General features: G+C 52.2%; 16 protein-coding genes. 3 read left to right on the top strand and 13 right to left on the bottom strand.

Annotated features, from left to right (window positions below):
* Nucleotides 1-3 precede the first annotated feature (3 nt).
* From fabD to yceD, 5 genes are all read right to left on the bottom strand, one after another.
* Nucleotides 4-933, bottom strand: a complete 930-nt coding sequence (gene fabD, locus QMN38_RS06170) for an ACP S-malonyltransferase (protein WP_286629218.1) — start codon at nt 931-933, stop codon at nt 4-6.
* Nucleotides 934-948: 15 nt separating this feature from the next.
* Nucleotides 949-1902, bottom strand: a complete 954-nt coding sequence (gene fabH / locus QMN38_RS06165) for a beta-ketoacyl-ACP synthase III (protein WP_271441740.1) — start codon at nt 1900-1902, stop codon at nt 949-951.
* Nucleotides 1903-1980: 78 nt separating this feature from the next.
* Nucleotides 1981-3060: a phosphate acyltransferase PlsX gene (gene plsX / locus QMN38_RS06160; protein WP_271441739.1), complete on the bottom strand. Its 1080-nt coding sequence runs from the start codon at nt 3058-3060 to the stop codon at nt 1981-1983.
* A gap of 122 nt (nt 3061-3182) precedes the next feature.
* On the bottom strand, nt 3183-3356 hold the full coding sequence (gene rpmF / locus QMN38_RS06155) for a 50S ribosomal protein L32 (protein ID WP_003036242.1): 174 nt from the start codon (nt 3354-3356) through the stop codon (nt 3183-3185).
* 16 nt (nt 3357-3372) lie between these two features.
* Nucleotides 3373-3894: a 23S rRNA accumulation protein YceD gene (yceD, locus tag QMN38_RS06150; protein WP_003036239.1), complete on the bottom strand. Its 522-nt coding sequence runs from the start codon at nt 3892-3894 to the stop codon at nt 3373-3375.
* Between the two features lie 197 nt (nt 3895-4091).
* On the opposite strand from yceD, the gene QMN38_RS06145 reads away from it, so the two are divergent.
* Complete coding sequence (locus tag QMN38_RS06145) at nt 4092-4676, top strand: Maf family protein (RefSeq protein ID WP_271441738.1); 585 nt, start codon at nt 4092-4094, stop codon at nt 4674-4676.
* A gap of 82 nt (nt 4677-4758) precedes the next feature.
* On the opposite strand, the gene rluC is transcribed toward QMN38_RS06145, so the two are convergent.
* The gene (rluC, locus tag QMN38_RS06140) at nt 4759-5712 is read right to left on the bottom strand and encodes a 23S rRNA pseudouridine(955/2504/2580) synthase RluC (protein ID WP_170974373.1); all 954 of its coding nucleotides are present in this window, start codon (nt 5710-5712) and stop codon (nt 4759-4761) included.
* A gap of 698 nt (nt 5713-6410) precedes the next feature.
* Here rluC and rne point away from each other — a divergent pair.
* Entirely contained in the window at nt 6411-9653 is a 3243-nt protein-coding gene (gene rne / locus QMN38_RS06135) for a ribonuclease E (RefSeq protein ID WP_323604708.1), read from the top strand.
* 41 nt (nt 9654-9694) lie between these two features.
* Here the strand turns inward: rne and QMN38_RS06130 are convergent, their stop codons facing one another.
* Nucleotides 9695-10630, bottom strand: a complete 936-nt coding sequence (locus QMN38_RS06130; protein ID WP_323604707.1) for a LysR family transcriptional regulator — start codon at nt 10628-10630, stop codon at nt 9695-9697.
* Between the two features lie 111 nt (nt 10631-10741).
* Between QMN38_RS06130 and QMN38_RS06125 the strand changes: the two genes are divergently transcribed.
* Complete coding sequence (locus tag QMN38_RS06125) at nt 10742-11941, top strand: MFS transporter (RefSeq protein ID WP_271441734.1); 1200 nt, start codon at nt 10742-10744, stop codon at nt 11939-11941.
* Between the two features lie 78 nt (nt 11942-12019).
* Here the strand turns inward: QMN38_RS06125 and flgL are convergent, their stop codons facing one another.
* The 6 genes from flgL to flgG form a co-directional block, all read right to left on the bottom strand.
* On the bottom strand, nt 12020-12973 hold the full coding sequence (gene flgL, locus QMN38_RS06120) for a flagellar hook-associated protein FlgL (RefSeq protein WP_271441733.1): 954 nt from the start codon (nt 12971-12973) through the stop codon (nt 12020-12022).
* A 14-nt stretch (nt 12974-12987) separates the two neighbouring features.
* Nucleotides 12988-14646: a flagellar hook-associated protein FlgK gene (flgK, locus tag QMN38_RS06115; RefSeq protein WP_271441732.1), complete on the bottom strand. Its 1659-nt coding sequence runs from the start codon at nt 14644-14646 to the stop codon at nt 12988-12990.
* 64 nt (nt 14647-14710) lie between these two features.
* Entirely contained in the window at nt 14711-15661 is a 951-nt protein-coding gene (gene flgJ / locus QMN38_RS06110; protein ID WP_271441731.1) for a flagellar assembly peptidoglycan hydrolase FlgJ, read from the bottom strand.
* The gene (locus QMN38_RS06105) at nt 15661-16737 is read right to left on the bottom strand and encodes a flagellar basal body P-ring protein FlgI (protein WP_137383046.1); all 1077 of its coding nucleotides are present in this window, start codon (nt 16735-16737) and stop codon (nt 15661-15663) included. The genes flgJ and QMN38_RS06105 overlap by 1 nt, the downstream gene beginning before the upstream one ends.
* Nucleotides 16738-16770: 33 nt before the next feature.
* On the bottom strand, nt 16771-17469 hold the full coding sequence (gene flgH / locus QMN38_RS06100) for a flagellar basal body L-ring protein FlgH (protein ID WP_003836756.1): 699 nt from the start codon (nt 17467-17469) through the stop codon (nt 16771-16773).
* A gap of 57 nt (nt 17470-17526) precedes the next feature.
* On the bottom strand, nt 17527-18309 hold the full coding sequence (flgG, locus tag QMN38_RS06095) for a flagellar basal-body rod protein FlgG (protein ID WP_005129045.1): 783 nt from the start codon (nt 18307-18309) through the stop codon (nt 17527-17529).
* Between the last annotated feature and the right edge of the window lie 2 nt (nt 18310-18311).

Raw genomic sequence — 18311 nt, 5'->3', positions numbered from 1 at the left:
CTTTTATTGCTCTAGCGCCGCAGACAACGCCGCCGGCTCATTCAGTGCCGAAGCAGTCAGGGTGTCAACAATACGTTTCGTCAAACCGGTGAGGACTTTACCCGGACCGACTTCATACAGGTGCTCTACGCCCTGAGATGCCATAAATTCAACGGTCTTAGTCCACTGAACCGGGCTGTAAAGCTGACGAACCAGCGCATCGCGAATAGCATCGGCTGTGGTTTCGCACTTCACGTCAACGTTGTTCACAACGGAAACAGTCGGCGTGTTAAAGGTAATTTTCTGCAGTTCAATAGCCAGTTTCTCGGCTGCAGGCTTCATTAGCGCGCAGTGAGATGGAACACTCACTGGCAGCGGTAACGCACGCTTAGCACCAGCAGCTTTACAGGCCGCGCCTGCACGCTCTACAGCTTCTTTGTGCCCGGCGATAACTACCTGACCCGGTGAGTTAAAGTTTACCGGTGAAACCACCTGACCTTCAGCAGACTCTTCGCACGCTTTCGCGATAGCGGCATCATCCAGACCGATGATAGCAGACATGCCACCTGTGCCTTCCGGAACAGCTTCCTGCATAAATTTGCCGCGCAGTTCAACCAGGCGCACGGCATCAGCAAAATTGATAACACCTGCACACACCAGCGCAGAGTATTCACCCAGACTGTGACCCGCCATCAGCGCAGGCGTTTTACCACCCTGCTGCTGCCATACGCGATACAACGCGACAGATGCCGTCAACAGTGCTGGCTGCGTCTGCCAGGTTTTATTCAGTTCTTCTGCCGGACCTTGTTGAGTCAGAGCCCAAAGATCATAGCCCAGCGCCGCTGAAGCTTCAGCAAAAGTTTCTTCAACAATTGGGTAGCTTGCTGCCATATCCGACAACATTCCAACGGTTTGAGAACCCTGACCTGGGAACACAAATGCAAATTGCGTCATGTTAAAATCCTTATACTAGAAACGAACCAGCGCGGAGCCCCAGGTGAATCCACCTCCGAAGGCTTCAAGCAATACCAACTGCCCTGCTTTAATTCGCCCGTCGCGGACGGCTTCGTCCAACGCGCACGGTACGGAAGCAGCTGACGTATTGCCGTGTCTGTCCAGCGTGACGACGACATTATCCATCGACATACCCAGCTTTTTCGCTGTCGCGCTGATAATGCGAAGGTTTGCCTGATGTGGCACCAGCCAGTCCAGCGCAGAACGGTCGAGATTATTTGCTTCCAGCGTTTCATCAACGATATGAGCAAGTTCGGTAACCGCAACTTTAAATACTTCGTTACCCGCCATCGTCAGGTGAATCGGGTTTTCCGGATTCACGCGATCTGCATTTGGCAGCGTCAGCAGTTCGCCATAGCTACCATCAGCATGCAGATGGGTGGAGATAATACCCGGCTCTTCTGATGCGCTCAGTACAACCGCACCGGCGCCATCACCAAAAATAATGATCGTCCCGCGATCGGTTGGATCACACGTGCGCGCCAGCACATCCGATCCGACAACCAGCGCATGTTTGACCGCGCCAGATTTTACATACTGATCGGCAACGCTAAGTGCATAGGTAAAACCAGCACAGGCTGCTGCAACATCAAACGCTGGACAGCCTTTGATCCCCAGCATACTTTGGATCTGGCACGCCGCGCTTGGAAATGCGTGGGTTGATGACGTGGTAGCAACCACAATCAGACCAATTTGCTCTTTGTCGATGCCGGCCATTTCAAGTGCACGGTTAGCGGCAGCAAAGCCCATCGTCGCAACTGTTTCATTTGGCCCAGCAATATGGCGCTCGCGGATACCTGTACGAGTGACGATCCACTCATCAGACGTCTCGACCATTTTTTCCAAATCGGCGTTAGTACGCACTTGTTCAGGCAGATAGCTGCCAGTACCAATAATCTTCGTATACATGTACGCTCAGTCACTTTTTGGTTATATACCGCCACGAGCAAATCACTGGTACGTTGACAGCACCCTCAGCCGGCACTGTTACCTGTGCACTCGTGAGTTGATACTTTCGCCACCGTCCAGCAGTTCGAATCCAGCTGGGTATACAGATTCCAGGCGAGCGGCAATTCGCTGAGGAACTTGTCGCTGCACCGCCTGCACTGCCTGTTCAATCGCGACTTCAAATGCTCGCTGATTGGCAGCACCATGACTCTTAATCACCGTGCCGCGCAATCCTAACAGACAGGCGCCATTATACTGGTCGGGGTTGAGGTGACTAAATCGCCTTGTCAGGCTTTTTTGTAACCAACGTTTTAATAACAGCAGCCACCACGACCGTTTTTTGCCCTCACCCTGAGATTTCAGCAGTGAAAGGAACATTCTGACAACACCTTCCATCGTCTTTAATGTGACATTACCTGTAAAGCCGTCGCAGACCAACACATCAGTTTTGCCAGTCAGCAACTCATTGGCTTCAAGATAGCCGATATAATTGATGGAAGGGATTGTTTTTAGCACAGCAGAAGCATCCCGAATACTGTCGAGACCCTTAGTTTCTTCTTCACCGATATTGAGTAACGCAACGCGAGGATTGGCAATCCCAACCACCTCTTCTGCCAACACGGAACCCATGACGGCAAATTGCACCAACATCGTACTGTCGCAATCCACGTTGGCACCCAAGTCCAGTACCACCGTTTTGCCCTTTTGCTGATGCGGTAAAACCGTGACCAGCGCAGGACGCTCAATACCCTCAAGGGGTTTGAGCAAGAGTTTCGCAAGCCCCATTAGTGCGCCCGTATTACCAGCGCTGACACAGGCTTGCGCTCGACCTTCTTTCACGAGCTCCAGGGCGACACGCATTGAGCTTCCACGACTGGCGCGGATTGCTTGCGAGGGCCGGGCATCACTGGCAATAACTGACTGAGCAGGGATAATCTGCAGACGTGAACGTTGTTCGAAGTCAGCTTTGGCAAGTAATGGCGTGATTGTATCGGGATCCCCGACTAAAAGAAGAGTGAGTTGCGAATTAGAATTCAGTGCCTGCAATGCTGCAGGCACTGTCACGGTAGGGCCAAAATCTCCCCCCATGACATCTAACGCCAGGGTTAGACGTGTCAAGGTATCGTCGCTGCCCGGTTAGGTATTTCCCCAGTTACCCGGGGAAAGCCTCACTAAGCTTCATCACGCGTGTGCTCTCTGTCTTTCTCACCGAAGTGGGAAATCCATTGAGCCATGCGTGATTACTTAGCGATTACCTTACGGCCACGGTAGAAACCGTCGGCAGTGATGTGGTGACGCAGGTGTTGTTCACCAGAAGTTTTGTCTACAGACAGGCTGGTGACTGCGGTCAGAGCGTCATGAGAACGACGCATGCCACGTTTGGAACGGGTTGGTTTATTCTGTTGTACGGCCATGGACCTTACTCCTCAATTACTTACGCTTTAAGCTGGCTAATACGGCAAATGGGTTTGGTTTTTGCGCTTCATCAGGCAATTCGCCAAAGACCATGTCCGCCTCGGACACTTCACAGTGTTCAGAATCATGCACCGGAACTACCGGCAAGGAGAGGATAATCTCATCTTCAACCATTGCAAGCAGATCGATTTCACCGAATTCGTTTACCTCAATCGGCTCATACGCTTCCGGGAGTGCTTCAGCCTGCTCGTCAGAACGGACAGGACTAAAACAATATGTTGTGTGAACATGAAGTGGGAACGGTTTCCCGCAACGCTGACACTCGAGCGTGACCGAAACCTTCGCATCACCGGTTATAACGGCAAGGCGCTGGTTATCGATAGCGAACGACATGGAGCATTCCACATCACTGTCCACACTGACTACAGAATCGGCGACGCGCTCAACCAGATCAGAAGTATAGATACCTTCATAATCGAGGCGTTTTTGAGCCGTACGAACCGGATCAAGAGTCAGGGGTAATTTTACCTTTTGCATAGGGCGCGCATATTAACTTTGTAACGTCATATAGTCAAAGAAAAAGGCAGCCTGTGGTTGCCTTTTGCCAATAATTCGCACACATTGCGGGTCATCGACTTAAAATCGATCACGACAAGCCATCGCAGCCAGCTTGAAGGACGAAGTCCATAGTTTAAAATGGCTCTCATCATTACGCTATATGCGGGGGAAAAAATATGCCTCAACTTATTCTTGCGTCCACCTCTCCCTGGCGTCGCGCTTTGCTCGAAAAATTGGCCATCCCGTTTGAATGCGCAGCCCCAGAGGTTGATGAAACCCCCTTACCTGGCGAAACACCTCGGCATTTAGTGTTACGCCTGGCACAGGAAAAAGCGCAATCCCTTGCCCATCGGTTTCCATCACATTTGATAATTGGGTCTGATCAAATTTGTGTTCTTGATGGCGAAATAACCGGTAAGCCATTAACAGAAGAAAATGCCAGACGACAATTAACCAAAGCCAGTGGAAATATTGTCACTTTTTACACAGGACTGGCGCTTTATAATTCAGCTAACGGTCATCTACAAACCGAAGTTGAACCGTTCGACGTCCATTTCCGCCATTTAAGTGAAATGGAAATTGAAGATTACGTGCGTAAAGAACGCCCGTTACATTGCGCAGGTAGCTTTAAAAGTGAAGGATTAGGTATAGCGCTCTTTGAGCGTCTGGAGGGCCGCGACCCTAACACACTGATTGGCTTGCCGCTGATCGCGTTGTGTCAGATGCTGCGCCGGGAAGACATGAACCCGTTAAAAGCCTAGTTAATCTACCTGATGGCGACGCGGTGCGTCTTATCAGGCCTACGGCGCATTGCGCGGTTGTAGGCCTGATAAGCAACGCGTATCAGGCTTTGCTGCGCAATACCTCAAGGCAGCGTTTCAGCTGATTATCCATCGGCGCTTCAATACGCATAACCTCACCCGTACCGGGATGAGTAAACTTCAGCGCAGCAGCATGCAGGAACAGCCGGTTCAACCCCGTACCCGCCAGTTGCTTATCAAACTCACGGTCACCATAGCGGTCATCAAAAGCAATCGGATGCCCGGCAAATTGCGTATGAACACGGATCTGGTGAGTACGACCGGTTACCGGGCTACAGCGTACCAGCGTGGCAAACGCATAGCGCTCTTCCACTTTAAAACGGGTTTCCGACGGTTTCCCTTCCTGATTCACCCGCACGATACGCTCACCGCTTTGCAGAATGTTCTTTAGCAAAGGTGCCTGCACAGTTTTGACATGCGATTGCCACTGACCCCTTACCAGCGCCAGGTAGTCTTTTTGCATCCCTTTTTCACGCAATTGTTCATGCAGTGAACGCAGCGCCGAGCGCTTTTTGGCGACCAGCAACACACCGGAGGTATCACGGTCCAAACGATGCACCAGTTCAAGGAAACGCGCTTCCGGACGTAAGGCGCGTAAACCTTCGATCACCCCAAAGCTTAATCCGCTGCCACCATGAACGGCAGTGCCAGAAGGTTTGTTGAGCACCAGAATATGGTCATCTTCATACAAAATGACATCAGTCAGCGCAGCGACCTTCTGCAAATTCGGAGAAATCGCTTCTTCTTCACGCTCAGCGACACGCACAGGCGGAATACGCACAATATCCCCGTCTTCGAGTTTGTACTCGGGTTTGATGCGTTTTTTATTCACCCGCACTTCGCCTTTACGCAAAATGCGATAAATCATACTTTTCGGCACGCCTTTGAGCTGGGTGCGCAAAAAGTTGTCGATGCGTTGCCCTGCTTCATCGGCAGTAATGGCAACTATTTTTACGGCTGGAGTCTCTGTTTTCATGGGGGCCGATTTTAAATAGCCATCAAGATTCGCGCCACACATTTTTCTATGCTTATATTAACTGCTATACCCTATTACTTAAGTTTGACATAACCGATTTGGTGGTTATTAAAGCAATCACCAGGCGGAAGTGTAAAAACTGTGAGTAACCGGGTGATAAATGGCAAAAGTCATCTTGCTATAACAAGGTTAGCAGTGGAATAATGAGCTTGTTTCCGTGTTGAATCTTGTTAAAACAAGAACTTTTCCGGAATGACCCAATTTTGCCCGACCGATCATCAACGCAGCAATGGCGTAAGACGTATTGATCTTTCAGGCAGTTAGCGGGCTGCGGGTTGCAGTCCTTACCGGTAAGTGCTCTATGGATTTCGCGTTGTAGGAAGGCGGCAAGTCTGGAATTCCCAGCAGCTTACTCCCGTAAGTAGCTGGGGTTAGAAGATGAAGCCAACGCACCAACAGCGTGAAAGACGACAAGCACAATGGAAGCTTCTCTGGAGAGTAATACCCAGACTGTTCCCCTGATAATTGCGCTGTGTTTCCGTATGAAATACAGGCAACCGACACTCTGCGCCTCTTTGAGCTGACGATAACCGTGAGGTTGGCGACGCGAATAGACACGAGGCCATCGGTTCACACCCGGAAAGGCATTTCTCTGCCCGCAGCTTAGTCGTCAATGTAAGAATAATGAGTAAGTTACGATGAAAAGAATGTTAATTAACGCGACTCAGCAGGAAGAGTTGCGTGTCGCCCTTGTAGATGGGCAACGTCTGTACGATCTGGATATCGAAAGTCCTGGACACGAGCAGAAAAAAGCCAACATCTATAAAGGTAAAATTACCCGTATTGAACCGAGTCTGGAAGCTGCTTTCGTTGATTACGGCGCTGAACGTCACGGTTTCCTCCCGTTAAAAGAAATTGCCCGCGAATATTTTCCTGCAAACTACAGTTCCCATGGCCGTCCCAACATTAAAGATGTGTTGCGTGAAGGTCAGGAAGTTATCGTTCAGATAGATAAAGAAGAGCGCGGAAATAAAGGCGCAGCACTGACAACCTTTATCAGTCTGGCAGGCAGCTATCTCGTTTTGATGCCAAACAACCCGCGTGCGGGCGGCATCTCTCGTCGCATTGAAGGCGACGACCGTACCGAATTAAAAGAAGCGCTGGCAAGCCTTGAACTGCCTGATGGCATGGGGCTTATTGTACGTACCGCGGGTGTCGGCAAATCCGCCGAGGCGCTGCAGTGGGACCTGAGCTTCCGTCTGAAACACTGGGAAGCCATTCAAAAAGCGGCTGAAAGCCGCCCTGCTCCGTTCCTGATCCACCAGGAAAGCAACGTCATCGTTCGTGCTTTCCGTGACTATTTACGTCAGGATATTGGTGAAATCCTTATCGATAACCCGAAAGTGATGGAGATGGCGCGTCAGCACATCGCTGCGCTGGGGCGTCCGGATTTCAGCAGCAAAATCAAACTGTACACTGGCGAAATCCCGCTATTCAGCCACTACCAAATTGAATCCCAGATTGAATCTGCCTTCCAACGTGAAGTGCGTCTGCCTTCCGGCGGGTCAATCGTTATCGACAGCACTGAAGCGCTGACTGCTATCGATATCAACTCCGCACGCGCAACCCGCGGCGGTGATATTGAAGAAACGGCGTTTAACACCAACCTCGAAGCTGCCGATGAAATTGCACGTCAGTTGCGTCTGCGTGACCTTGGCGGCCTGATCGTCATCGACTTTATCGATATGACCCCGGTTCGCCACCAGCGTGCGGTAGAAAACCGTCTGCGTGAAGCCGTTCGCCAGGACAGAGCGCGTATTCAGATCAGCCATATTTCTCGCTTCGGTCTGCTGGAAATGTCCCGTCAGCGTCTGAGCCCGTCCCTGGGTGAATCCAGTCACCACGTCTGCCCGCGTTGCTCCGGCACCGGTACCGTGCGTGACAACGAATCGCTGTCGCTCTCCATTCTGCGTCTGATCGAAGAAGAAGCGCTGAAAGAGAATACACAGGAAGTTCACGCGATCGTCCCGGTACCCATTGCGTCTTATCTGCTCAACGAAAAACGTACTGCAGTCAATGCCATTGAGACACGTCAGAATGGTGTGCGCTGTGTGATCGTGCCAAACGATCAGATGGAAACGCCGCACTATTCCGTACTGCGTGTACGCAAAGGGGAAGAGACGCCAACCCTGAGCTATCTGCTGCCGAAACTGCACGAAGAAGCAATGGCATTACCGACGGAAGAAGAATACGTCGAGCGTAAGCAACCTGAGCAACCGGCACTTGCAACGTTTGCGATGCCTGATGTTCCGCCTGCCCCGGCGCTACAAGAACCTGTTGCTAAACCTTCCGTTGCGCCAAAAGTTGCCGCAACAACTGCCGCAACAGCCGCACAGCCTGGTTTGATTAGCCGTTTCTTCGGCGCGCTGAAGTCTATCTTTAGTGGCAGCGAAGAAGTGAAACCAGTGGAGCAACCTGCACCGAAAGCCGAAGAAAAGACTGAACGCCAGCAGGATCGTCGTAAGCCGCGCCAAAACAATCGTCGCGACCGCAACGAACGCCGTGATAACCGCGACAACCGTGGCGATCGTGACAACCGCAACGAACGTTCTGAAAATGGCGAAAACCGCGATGAAAATCGTCGTAACCGTCGTCAGGCGCAACAGCAGAATGCTGAAACTCGTGACAACCGCCAGCAATCCAGCGATGTTGCAGATAAAGCGAAATCCGGCGACGAGCAGCAGGCTCCACGTCGCGAGCGCAACCGCCGTCGCAACGATGATAAGCGTCAGGCGCAGCAGGAAGTTAAAGAGCTGAACCTGGCTGAACAGCCTGCACAGGATTCCGAGCAGGAAGAACGCGTGCGTCAGCCGCAGACTCGTCGTAAACAGCGTCAGTTGAATCAGAAAGTTCGATTCACCGACAGTGCGCCGGTTGAAGCCGAAGTGGCCACTGCAACCATCGTTGCTGAAACCGCCGTTGCTCAACCTGTTGAACAGTCCGCACCGGCTCAACGTACCGAACTGGCTAAAGTCGATTTACCTGCAGTTGTTGCACCAGAGCAAGAAGACAACAACGAAGCACGTGATAACAACGGTATGCCTCGTCGCTCGCGTCGTTCTCCTCGCCATCTGCGTGTAAGCGGGCAGCGTCGTCGTCGCTATCGTGACGAACGTTATCCGGTTCAGTCGCCGATGCCGTTAACGGTCGCCTGTGCTTCTCCTGAATTAGCATCCGGCAAAGTCTGGATTAGCTACCCTGTTGCCCGTACTCAGGACATGCAGGTTGAAGAACAGCGCGAACAGAAACTGGATCAGGAACAAAACACGCCTGTGGCAGTAGAGCCTCAAGTCGCTGCTGCTGTCGTTGAGCACATTGCGGATATCCCTGTACAGGAAAACGTCGTGCAACCTGATGTTAGCGTAGAGGAAACGCAGACTGTTGTGGCTGAAACAGCACATCCGGAAGTGATTGCCACTCCGGTTGCTGAACAACCGCAGATTATCGCCGTCGCTGATGCACCTGTTGCCGAAGAGATTGCCGCACAAGCTGAGCCTGTTGCTGAAGCTGCACAAACAGCAGTAGTCGAAGAGCCTGTTGAAACCGTGGTTTCCCAGCCAGAAGTGGTTGAAGAGGTTATTGAGGTTGCACCGGTTGTTGAGACAGCCCCCATTGTTGAAGCGCCGAAGGATGTGATGAGTGCCGTAGTGCCAGTCACAGTGGCCGACGTTGCGACAGCCAGTGTGGACGCTGAACTGATTCACAGCCATGCGACCGCGCCGATGACTCGTGCACCAGCACCGGAATATGTACCAGAAGCGCCGCGTCATAGCGACTGGCAGCGTCCTGCTTTTGCCTTTGAGGGTAAAGGTGCGGCAGGCGGACACAGTGCCAGCCATCAGGCAACCGCGCCAGCAACACGCCCGCAGCCTGTTGAGTAAATCATAAGCAATGAAAAAGCCGACCTCTGGGTCGGCTTTTTTTATACGTCGTGAACGCCCCTCATCCCCGTTACCTGTGGCATAACCTCTTTCATTAATGCCAGAAATTTGCGCAAGCGGGTTGGGTAATAACGAGCCCAGGGATAAACCAAATGCACAGGCAATGACGCCGCATGCCAGTCAGGTAATAGCGTAATCAATCTTCCGCAGGCGATATCGTCTTCCACCATCCAGCTTGAGACAAGGGTAACCCCCAGCCCCGCAAGTGCAGCATTTCTGGCGACGTAAATACTGTCGGTACTTAATCTGGGAGAAATATTCAGCGTGATAGCTTCTTTACGCCTGTGGTGAAGTAACGACACGCTGTGCTGATAAAATGTATTTACCGCGATCCAGGGCAGCGCCGATAACTGTTCAGGGTGAGTCAAAATCCCAAATTGCGCGAGAAGCTCGGGACTGGCCACCATACTTCGCGGGACTTCAGCTAACAATACCGAAACCGTTGCCGGATCGACCTCAGCCCCAACCCGGATAGCGCAGTCGATATTGTCGCTGAGAAAATCAACGGTCTTATCATTCAGCATCCACTCAACGGATAACTGTGGATAGCGGGAAAGAAATTGCAGAAGTGGTTCAAGGAGTTGCTGTTGGCCGAACGCATGCGGTGCCCGAACCCGCAACGTCCCCACTGGCTCATCCTCCGTGACGTTCAACCCGTCCTCCAGCGCCAGCCAGGCATCGATAATGTGTTTGGCGTGCTGATACCCCCGTTCACCATCATCAGTCAGTTTCATTGCATGGGTGGTACGCATAATCAGCTTAACGCCCAACAGCGTCTCAAGGGATTGCAGTCGTCGACTGACGGTTGCCTGAGTGGTGCCCATTTGCTTTGCCGCCGCTGAAAGCGAACCAGCCTCAACGATGCGCACAAACGTGCGCATCAACTCCACCCTATCTATACGTTCAGTTTTTATCATTTAGTCATTATTCATACGTGTAGCGTATAACTGTTTTACCACTGCGCTCGCTACCGTGCCACCGGTTGAAGGATAAAAATAGCCGCACATCCCGTGATTGAGGAATCATTTGTGAACACACACACCGCACTTTCCCGTTGGGTTATTTTTGTTCTGGCACTGGGCGCTGGGTTCAGCGTTGCAGCAATCTATTATGCCCAGCCTCTTTTACCATTAATGGGCCAGGACCTGGCCTTAAGCATCACCGGCATGGGTCTGGTGCCAACGCTCACCCAGGCAGGATACGCACTGGGCATTTTATTTTTGTTGCCGTTGGGCGACCGTTATGACCGTCGGACATTAATCCTGCTAAAAAGCGTCTCTCTTGCCGCACTGCTGTTGGCCTGCAGTTTTACCGGGCAGCTACATTCGCTACTGCTGGTTAGCTTAATGATGGGAATGGCAGCGACCATGGCTCAGGATATCGTGCCGGCCGCAGCCATCCTGGCGCCTGAAGGCAAACAGGGAAAAACGGTGGGTACCGTCATGACCGGTCTTCTACTGGGGATCTTACTCTCACGGACCATCAGCGGGCTGGTAGGTGAAGCCTATGGCTGGCGGGAAATGTATCAACTTGCCGCCGTCAGTATTGCCGTGATTACCGTGCTGATGTGGAAAATGCTGCCCCGCTTTACGGTCCATTCCACGCTGAGTTATCCGGCATTAATGCTGTCCATGGCGCAACTGTGGCGACGTTATCCTCCACTGCGCCGGGCGGCGTGGGCACAGGGCTTCCTGTCTGTTGCCTTCAGTGCCTTCTGGTCAACACTGGCGGTTATGCTCTCTGAACATTACCACATGGGCAGCGCGATGGCGGGAGCATTTGGTATTGCAGGGGCAGCCGGAGCGCTGGCAGCCCCTATGGCAGGTCATCTGGCAGATAAAGTAGGTGCCGGACGGGTAACACAGTTGGGTGCGCTGTTAGTCACGCTTTCTTTTGCACTTATGTTCTTGCTTCCAGCCCTGCCAGTACAGGGGCAGTGGCTGCTGATTGCCCTGTCGGCGATAGGCTTTGATCTCGGGCTGCAATCCAGCCTGGTCGCCCACCAAAACCTGGTTTATAGCCTGGAGCCTCAGGCAAGAGGTCGTCTGAATGCGTTGCTATTTACCATGGTGTTTATCGGCATGGCGCTGGGTTCCGTACTCGGAAGTCAGGTCTATGCGCTGGCAAACTGGGAAGGCGTGGTGACGCTGGCCACTTTCTGCGGTGTTGTTGCACTGGTAATTAGACTGACCGGTAAATTGCCTGTTAGCCAGACAACTGCAGCCTAAAAAAATGCCCGCTCCGGGGTGTATGTGGAGCGGGCAGACAAACATATCCAGTTTCATGATATGTTTCAAAAAGGGTCGTTACCGGTTGAGCTGGAACAGTGACATTCCCTGCATATCGGTAAACGTTTTATACGATGCCTGTAGCGCAGCCTGCTGCATAACATACGAAGAAATCGCCGCATTCCAGTCAACGTCAACCAGATTGCTCATCTGCTGGGTTTGGCCTAATGCGCGATCGGCACCCAGTGAATCAAGCGAGCTTAATTCACTAAGCTGCGTACCTAGTTCTGCACGGACGCTCAAAACATTATTGAGTGAATTCTTTAAACCTCGGTTGGTTTTATCAATGGCAGCAGCGGCGGTAGCTTTTGCCACGTCATCACCCTCAATAGGGGTTTTGAGCGCATCAATAGCAGTATCCAGCATTTTAAACAGGTTCTTTTCCTGAGTACCGCCACCCGGTTCCGGCACGGCATTGCTGGTGACGTTGGCAAACACCTTATCCCCAGTATGACCAATAACCATAGTGCGCGAGGCATCGACCTGTTGGGTAACGTTTGTTGTACCGCCACTGTAAGCGCCATCTGCCTGGGCAAACGGTGCCGATTCTGTTTTATATCCACCGAAAATATAGCGACCATTACCATCGGTACTATTTGCCAGGTTCATCAGCTGATCGCGAATCCCCTGCAGATCGGTGGCCAGCGATGCACGGTCGTCATCGCTTAACGTTCCGTTCCCGGCATAAACAATTTTTTCCTGCGCAGCCTGAATTGCCGTCGTCACCTGGCTCAATACGTTCTCTTCCAGCGAGACTTTTTGCGTTGCAAACGAGCGTGCCAGCGTATATTGCGTGTTCTGTGCCTGAGCCTGCGAAAGGACCACGGCCTGTGATGCGGCAATCGGATCGTCAGACGGGTTGTTCACGCGTTTCCCCGTTGACATCTGCTCGCCAAATTTCATCCATTCAGCCTGAGAGTTGGTGATGCCACGCATGTTCTGCTGGTACATCATCTGAGTACTGATACGCATTGAGTTCCTCTCCCTTAGCGAATATTCAGCAGTGCATCAAAGAGCGAATTCGCCGTTTGCAGCACCTGAGCGTTGGCCAGGTAATACTGCTGATAACGCTGCAAATTCCCGTACTCTTCGTCGAGGTTAACCCCGGAAATAGACTGTTGCTGATTTGAAAGCTGCGTGACCACGTTGTTTTGCGTAGTGCTGCTGGTTTTTAAGGTCGCCGTTTTGTTGCCGACATCGCTCACCAGCGTAGCGTAAGCATCGTTAAAGGTTTTATTCCCGATGGTTGCCTTGGTTTGCAGATCCAGCAGTTTCTGGCCGTTACGGTTATCGCTTTTTCCTTTATCAACATTGGGATCAGCGTCATTTTTGGACACTTCAGCCATGGCGATTTTCGACTCATCGGTCACCGCCACTTTCATATTAATAATGGCGTCCCCCACGGGTTTCACCGTAAAGCTGTCATTTGCCACCGCACCATTTTTGACGGTGATTTCCAGCCCATCAAACGACATTTTTCCGCCAGTGACCGTCGGCTTAAAGCTGGTATTGTCAGCCAGACGGGTCACCTGCCAGTCAGTACCATCAAACGTAATTTTATAGTCTGTGGCTTGTACCGACGAGCTATCCGTCATTTTTACATCAAGCGCACCGGTCCCTTTATTCTTCGTATTGCTAAGGACTGCCGGGCCACCAATATCGAAAAAGTTTTTGCCCGGGTCGCCGTTGGCATCAAAACCTTCTTTGTGCTGCGTGTTAAACGCATCAGCAAAAGCGAGAGCCAACTGACCAAGGGTATTACGCGTTTGGTCGAGTTCCTGCGAACGGAACGTCAACAGCCCGCCCAGCGAACCGGTCGTGATCAACTTTTCCGGGATGGCAACTTCTCCGGCCACACCGTCAACATAAGCGACAGTCGTGCGAGAGGGATCATCGCTGGAAGGTACAGCGGCCAGTTGGCGAGCATTGCTGCCTTGCACCAGCGAATAGCCATTCGCCATGGTCACGTTATAGGTGCCGCCGTCCTGAATACTGACTTCCACGCCGACAATCTTGTTCAGCTCACTCACCAGTTGATCGCGCTGATCGAGCAGATCGTTAGGTGATGCACCCGCGCCAACGCCCGTCAAACGGGAGATTTGGTCGTTAAGGCTGGCAATTTGCTTCGAATAGTTGTTGATTTGATCGACGCTGGCTTTAATCGCAATATTGACCTGCTTATCCTGATCGCGCAGATATTGGTCCGTCGTTCTGAACTGATTGACTAAGCCATCAGCTTTACCGATAAGTGCCTGACGTGCCGCCGGATCTTCTGCGTTACTCACCAACGTCTGCAGACTGGTAAAGAAACCCTGCATCGACGTTGAGATCGAACTGGTTTTGCTGGCGAGCAGGTTGTCGATTTTTGACATTTGCTCATAACGTGTCGTCAGACCGCTGCTCTGGTTCTGCGCCGCACGTAACTGATTAGTGATAAATGAGTCATACTCACGCTGTACGCCAGAAACATAGACACCATTGCCGACCCAGCCCCCCGCACCCAGCGTGCTGTTCGCTTGCGCCATAATTGTCGTTTGTCGGGTATATCCGGCAACGTTATAGCTGGAGATGTTATTACTGGCAGTGTTCAACGCGGCCTGCGCTGCGCTGAGTCCACTCATCGCGTTATTAATCAAGCTGGACATGGAGGTTCCTTGTAATCCTTCAATACTCGGTATTATCGGCAGCAGGTCAGCAGACTTGAGCTATTTAAAAGAGATTATCGAGATTCGTACTGTAGGTTTTACTCACCTTTTCGCTCATCGATTTTAGCTGCTGGATCATGCTGGTTAATTTACGCGCATAGTTAGGGTCAGTGGCGTAACCGGCATTCTGCAATGCCTGGGCACCCTGCTCAGCGGTCGCAGCACCGGTCACTGCGGCGTAACGCGGATTGCGAGATATCAGACCGACATAATCCGACAGAGCTTCAAGATAGGAGCTATAAACACGGAATTTCGCTTTCACTTTTTTCGCCTCACCGTTTTCGTATTCGGTGGTGGTGATTTCAGTGGTCGGCCCTTTCCAGCTTCCCGAGGCTTTTACCCCAAAAATGTTAAAGCTCGGCTCGCCGTTCTCTCGTCGAATTTGTCGTTGCCCCCATCCGGACTCCAGCGCAGCCTGCGCCAGAATCAGATGATGAGGAACCCCACTCTGTTGACTGGCCAGTTTTGCCGGCAACGAAAGTTGAGCGAGGAAGTCTTTGCTGTCACCCGACAGCGGTTCATCACTGCTTTCTGTGGTTCTGGGCATCGCTTTACGCACCAGTTGCGTCAGCGTCTGATTTTGATAGCTGGTCACCGTTTCCAGCGAGAACTTCATCGGCACCTGCGGCGCATCATCCGCAGGTTGCCCCTGTCCTTGCGTCATCTGCTTGACCATCATTTCTGCCAGTCCCAGTCCTTTTCCTGCCGTCATCTGCTGGGCGATCTGTTGGTCATACATGCTGGTGTATAAACGCGTGGAGTCGCTGCTAAACACACCGTCTTTGGGTAGCGCCTCGCGCATGCTTTTCAACATCATCTGCACGAACATCCCTTCAACCTGGCGGGCGACCGGGCGGATATTGGCCGCCGGGTCCTGACCCGCTTTCGCTTTCAGTTCGTTCAGTGATTGTGCATCCCAGGCTGCGCTGGTCAGCAGTTTGCTATCACCAATCATCAGATGATTTCCAGTTTGGCGCGCAGACAACCTGCACTTTGCATGGACTGCAGGATAGACATCAGATCCATCGGTGTTGCCCCCAGCGCATTCAATGCTCGTACGACGTTGTTCAGGTTGGCACTGGAACGAACGCTCTGCAACGAACCACCGCTCTGGCGCAGATCAATCTGCGTTTGTGGCGTCACCACGGTTTGTCCACCACCAAACGGTGTATCCGGCTGGCTGACATTCGCCTGGCGGTTAACCGTAATCGACAGGTTGCCTTGTGCTACAGCGCAACTATCCAGTGTCACTTCACGGTTCATTACCACCGATCCCGTACGGGAGTTAATAATCACCTTCGCGTCCTGCGGTGTGACGTTCACTTCCATATTCTGGATATCTGCGAGGAAACGTACCTGCGAGCTATTACCACTCGGGACACGTACCTGAATCGTGCGTGCATCCAGCGCAGTCGCACTGCCAAATCCGCGAGAACGGTTGATGGTGTCGGTTATCTGCTGTGCCATGGTGAAATCTTCATTATTCAGCTGCAGATTAATGGTATTACCACCACCAAACTGGGTGGGTAGCTCACGTTCAATAATGGCACCGTTGGTGATACGTCCACCATTGAGCTGGTTCACCTGGACACTACTTCCACCCGCTGCGGCACCTGCACCACCGACCAGAATATTCCCCTGCGCCAACGCATATACCTGGCTATCGACCCCTTTCAGCGGCGTCATCAGCAACGTCCCGCCACGCAGGCTTTTGGCGTTCCCCATTGAAGAGACCACCACATCGATGGTTTGTCCCTGACGGCCAAACGCCGGGAATGACGCAGTCACCATCACCGCCGCCACGTTTTTCAACTGCATATTGGTGCCCGTCGGCACGGTGATCCCCAGCTGAGAGAGCATGTTATTCAGCGTTTGCGTAGTAAACGGTGTCTGGGTAGTCTGGTCACCCGTACCGTCCAGCCCCACCACCAGCCCGTAGCCTATCAGTGAGTTTTCACGCACCCCCTGAACACTGGTCAGATCACGAATGCGATCGGCATGCGCAAAAGTGGTAGCCAGGACCAGTACCATTCCAACAAGAGTTTTAAACACTGGATACCTCGCTTACATCGGCGATAAATTAAGGAAGAAACGCTGCAACCAGCCCATATTCTGTGCTTCATTGATATAGCCGTTACCGACATATTCAATACGCGCATCCGCAACCTGCGTTGACGGTACAGAGTTGCTGCCGCTAATGGTGCGCGGGTTAACAACCCCAGAGAAGCGAATGAATTCAGTGCCCTGGTTAATGGCGATCTGTTTTTCACCCACGACATGTAAATTGCCATTCACCAGTACCTGATCAACCGTCACGGTCAACGTACCACTGAAGGTGTTTCTGGCGTTCGCGCCGCCTTTACCGTTAAACGAGTTGCCGCCAGAAGCCTCTACGTCGGCACGCTCGTTGCCAAACAGCCCCTGCAGGTAACGGGGTACCGTGTCAAAACCAAAGTTAGTTTTGCCATCACGACTGGCATTCGCCGAGGAGCTTTTGCTCGCACTGACGTTTTCCTGCAATACGATAGTCAGCGTATCGCCAATATTGCGCGGACGGCGGTCTTCAAATAACGGCTGGTAGCCATAATTAATCGGCTGCGCAGACTGAAATATTGATCCATTCGCCACCGGCGTCGGGCCTGGAACTGGCTGGGCAGTCGTCGCGCCCTGCACGAGCGGAGTAGCCGGGATCCAGGCACATCCTGTCAGTGAAACCACCAGCAGGGCCAAAATCGGGTATGGGTGAAGCGCGTATTTTCGCATTGCCTTCATCTTCAAAATCAGTGCGCCGGTGAGGCTTTCACCCCACCGGACGTCACTTTAGAGTTGCGTCAGTTTCTGCAGCATCTGATCGGTGGTCGATACCGCTTTACTGTTGATTTCATAAGCACGTTGAACCTGGATCATGTTAACCAGTTCTTCCGCCACGTTGACGTTAGAGGTTTCCACATAACCCTGGTACAACAGGCCCGCGCCGTTCAGCCCCGGCGTGCTTTCGTTCGGTGCGCCGGACGATTGCGTTTCGGTGTACAAATTCTCACCAATACTTTCCAGACCGGTATCATTCATGAAGGTCGTCAGGTTGAGCTGTCCCACCTGAACAGGCGCAGCCTGGCCCTGCTGAGTCACACTGACAATACCGTCTCGTCCAATGGTGATGCTCAGCGAGTTAGCCGGGATAGTGATTGCAGGCTGCACCTGAAAACCACCCGCCGTGACCAGCTGACCGTTCTGATCCACCTGGAAAGAGCCATCACGTGTATAGGCTGACGTCCCATCCGGTAACATGACCTGGAAAAAACCCTGGCCTTTAATCGCCACATCTTTGCTGTTATTGGTCTGCGACAGGTTACCCTGGCTGTGCAAACGTTCGGTCGCAACCGGACGCACACCAGTACCAATCTGCAAACCAGACGGCAGCGTTGTCTGTTCAGAAGACTGAGCTCCCGGTTGACGAATTGTCTGGTACAGCAGATCTTCAAACACCGCACGCTGGCGTTTAAAACCATTCGTACTGACGTTTGCCAGGTTGTTGGCAATCACATCCATGTTGGTTTGCTGCGCGTCCAGGCCGGTTTTGGCGATCCATAATGAATTGATCATAA

Source organism: Citrobacter sp. R-1.5.2 (assembly GCF_035064245.1).
Classification (GTDB): domain Bacteria; phylum Pseudomonadota; class Gammaproteobacteria; order Enterobacterales; family Enterobacteriaceae; genus Citrobacter.
Note: the sequence above shows the minus strand (reverse complement) of the source record. Positions and strands in the feature narration are given on the sequence as shown.

Bases quoted from the DNA above. Each gene is read 5' to 3' on its own strand.
- flgH (WP_003836756.1), bottom strand. From the start codon at position 17,469: ATGCGAAAATACGCGCTTCACCCATACCCGATTTTGGCCCTGCTGGTG.
- flgJ (WP_271441731.1), bottom strand. From the start codon at position 15,661: ATGATTGGTGATAGCAAACTGCTGACCAGCGCAGCCTGGGATGCACAA.
- rpmF (WP_003036242.1), bottom strand. From the start codon at position 3,356: ATGGCCGTACAACAGAATAAACCAACCCGTTCCAAACGTGGCATGCGT.
- fabD (WP_286629218.1), bottom strand. From the start codon at position 933: ATGACGCAATTTGCATTTGTGTTCCCAGGTCAGGGTTCTCAAACCGTT.
- QMN38_RS06130 (WP_323604707.1), bottom strand. From the start codon at position 10,630: ATGATAAAAACTGAACGTATAGATAGGGTGGAGTTGATGCGCACGTTT.
- yceD (WP_003036239.1), bottom strand. From the start codon at position 3,894: ATGCAAAAGGTAAAATTACCCCTGACTCTTGATCCGGTTCGTACGGCT.
- flgG (WP_005129045.1), bottom strand. From the start codon at position 18,309: ATGATCAATTCATTATGGATCGCCAAAACCGGCCTGGACGCGCAGCAA.
- flgL (WP_271441733.1), bottom strand. From the start codon at position 12,973: ATGCGTATCAGTACTCAGATGATGTACCAGCAGAACATGCGTGGCATC.
- QMN38_RS06145 (WP_271441738.1), top strand. From the start codon at position 4,092: ATGCCTCAACTTATTCTTGCGTCCACCTCTCCCTGGCGTCGCGCTTTG.
- flgK (WP_271441732.1), bottom strand. From the start codon at position 14,646: ATGTCCAGCTTGATTAATAACGCGATGAGTGGACTCAGCGCAGCGCAG.
- rluC (WP_170974373.1), bottom strand. From the start codon at position 5,712: ATGAAAACAGAGACTCCAGCCGTAAAAATAGTTGCCATTACTGCCGAT.
- fabH (WP_271441740.1), bottom strand. From the start codon at position 1,902: ATGTATACGAAGATTATTGGTACTGGCAGCTATCTGCCTGAACAAGTG.
- rne (WP_323604708.1), top strand. From the start codon at position 6,411: ATGAAAAGAATGTTAATTAACGCGACTCAGCAGGAAGAGTTGCGTGTC.
- QMN38_RS06105 (WP_137383046.1), bottom strand. From the start codon at position 16,737: ATGGTACTGGTCCTGGCTACCACTTTTGCGCATGCCGATCGCATTCGT.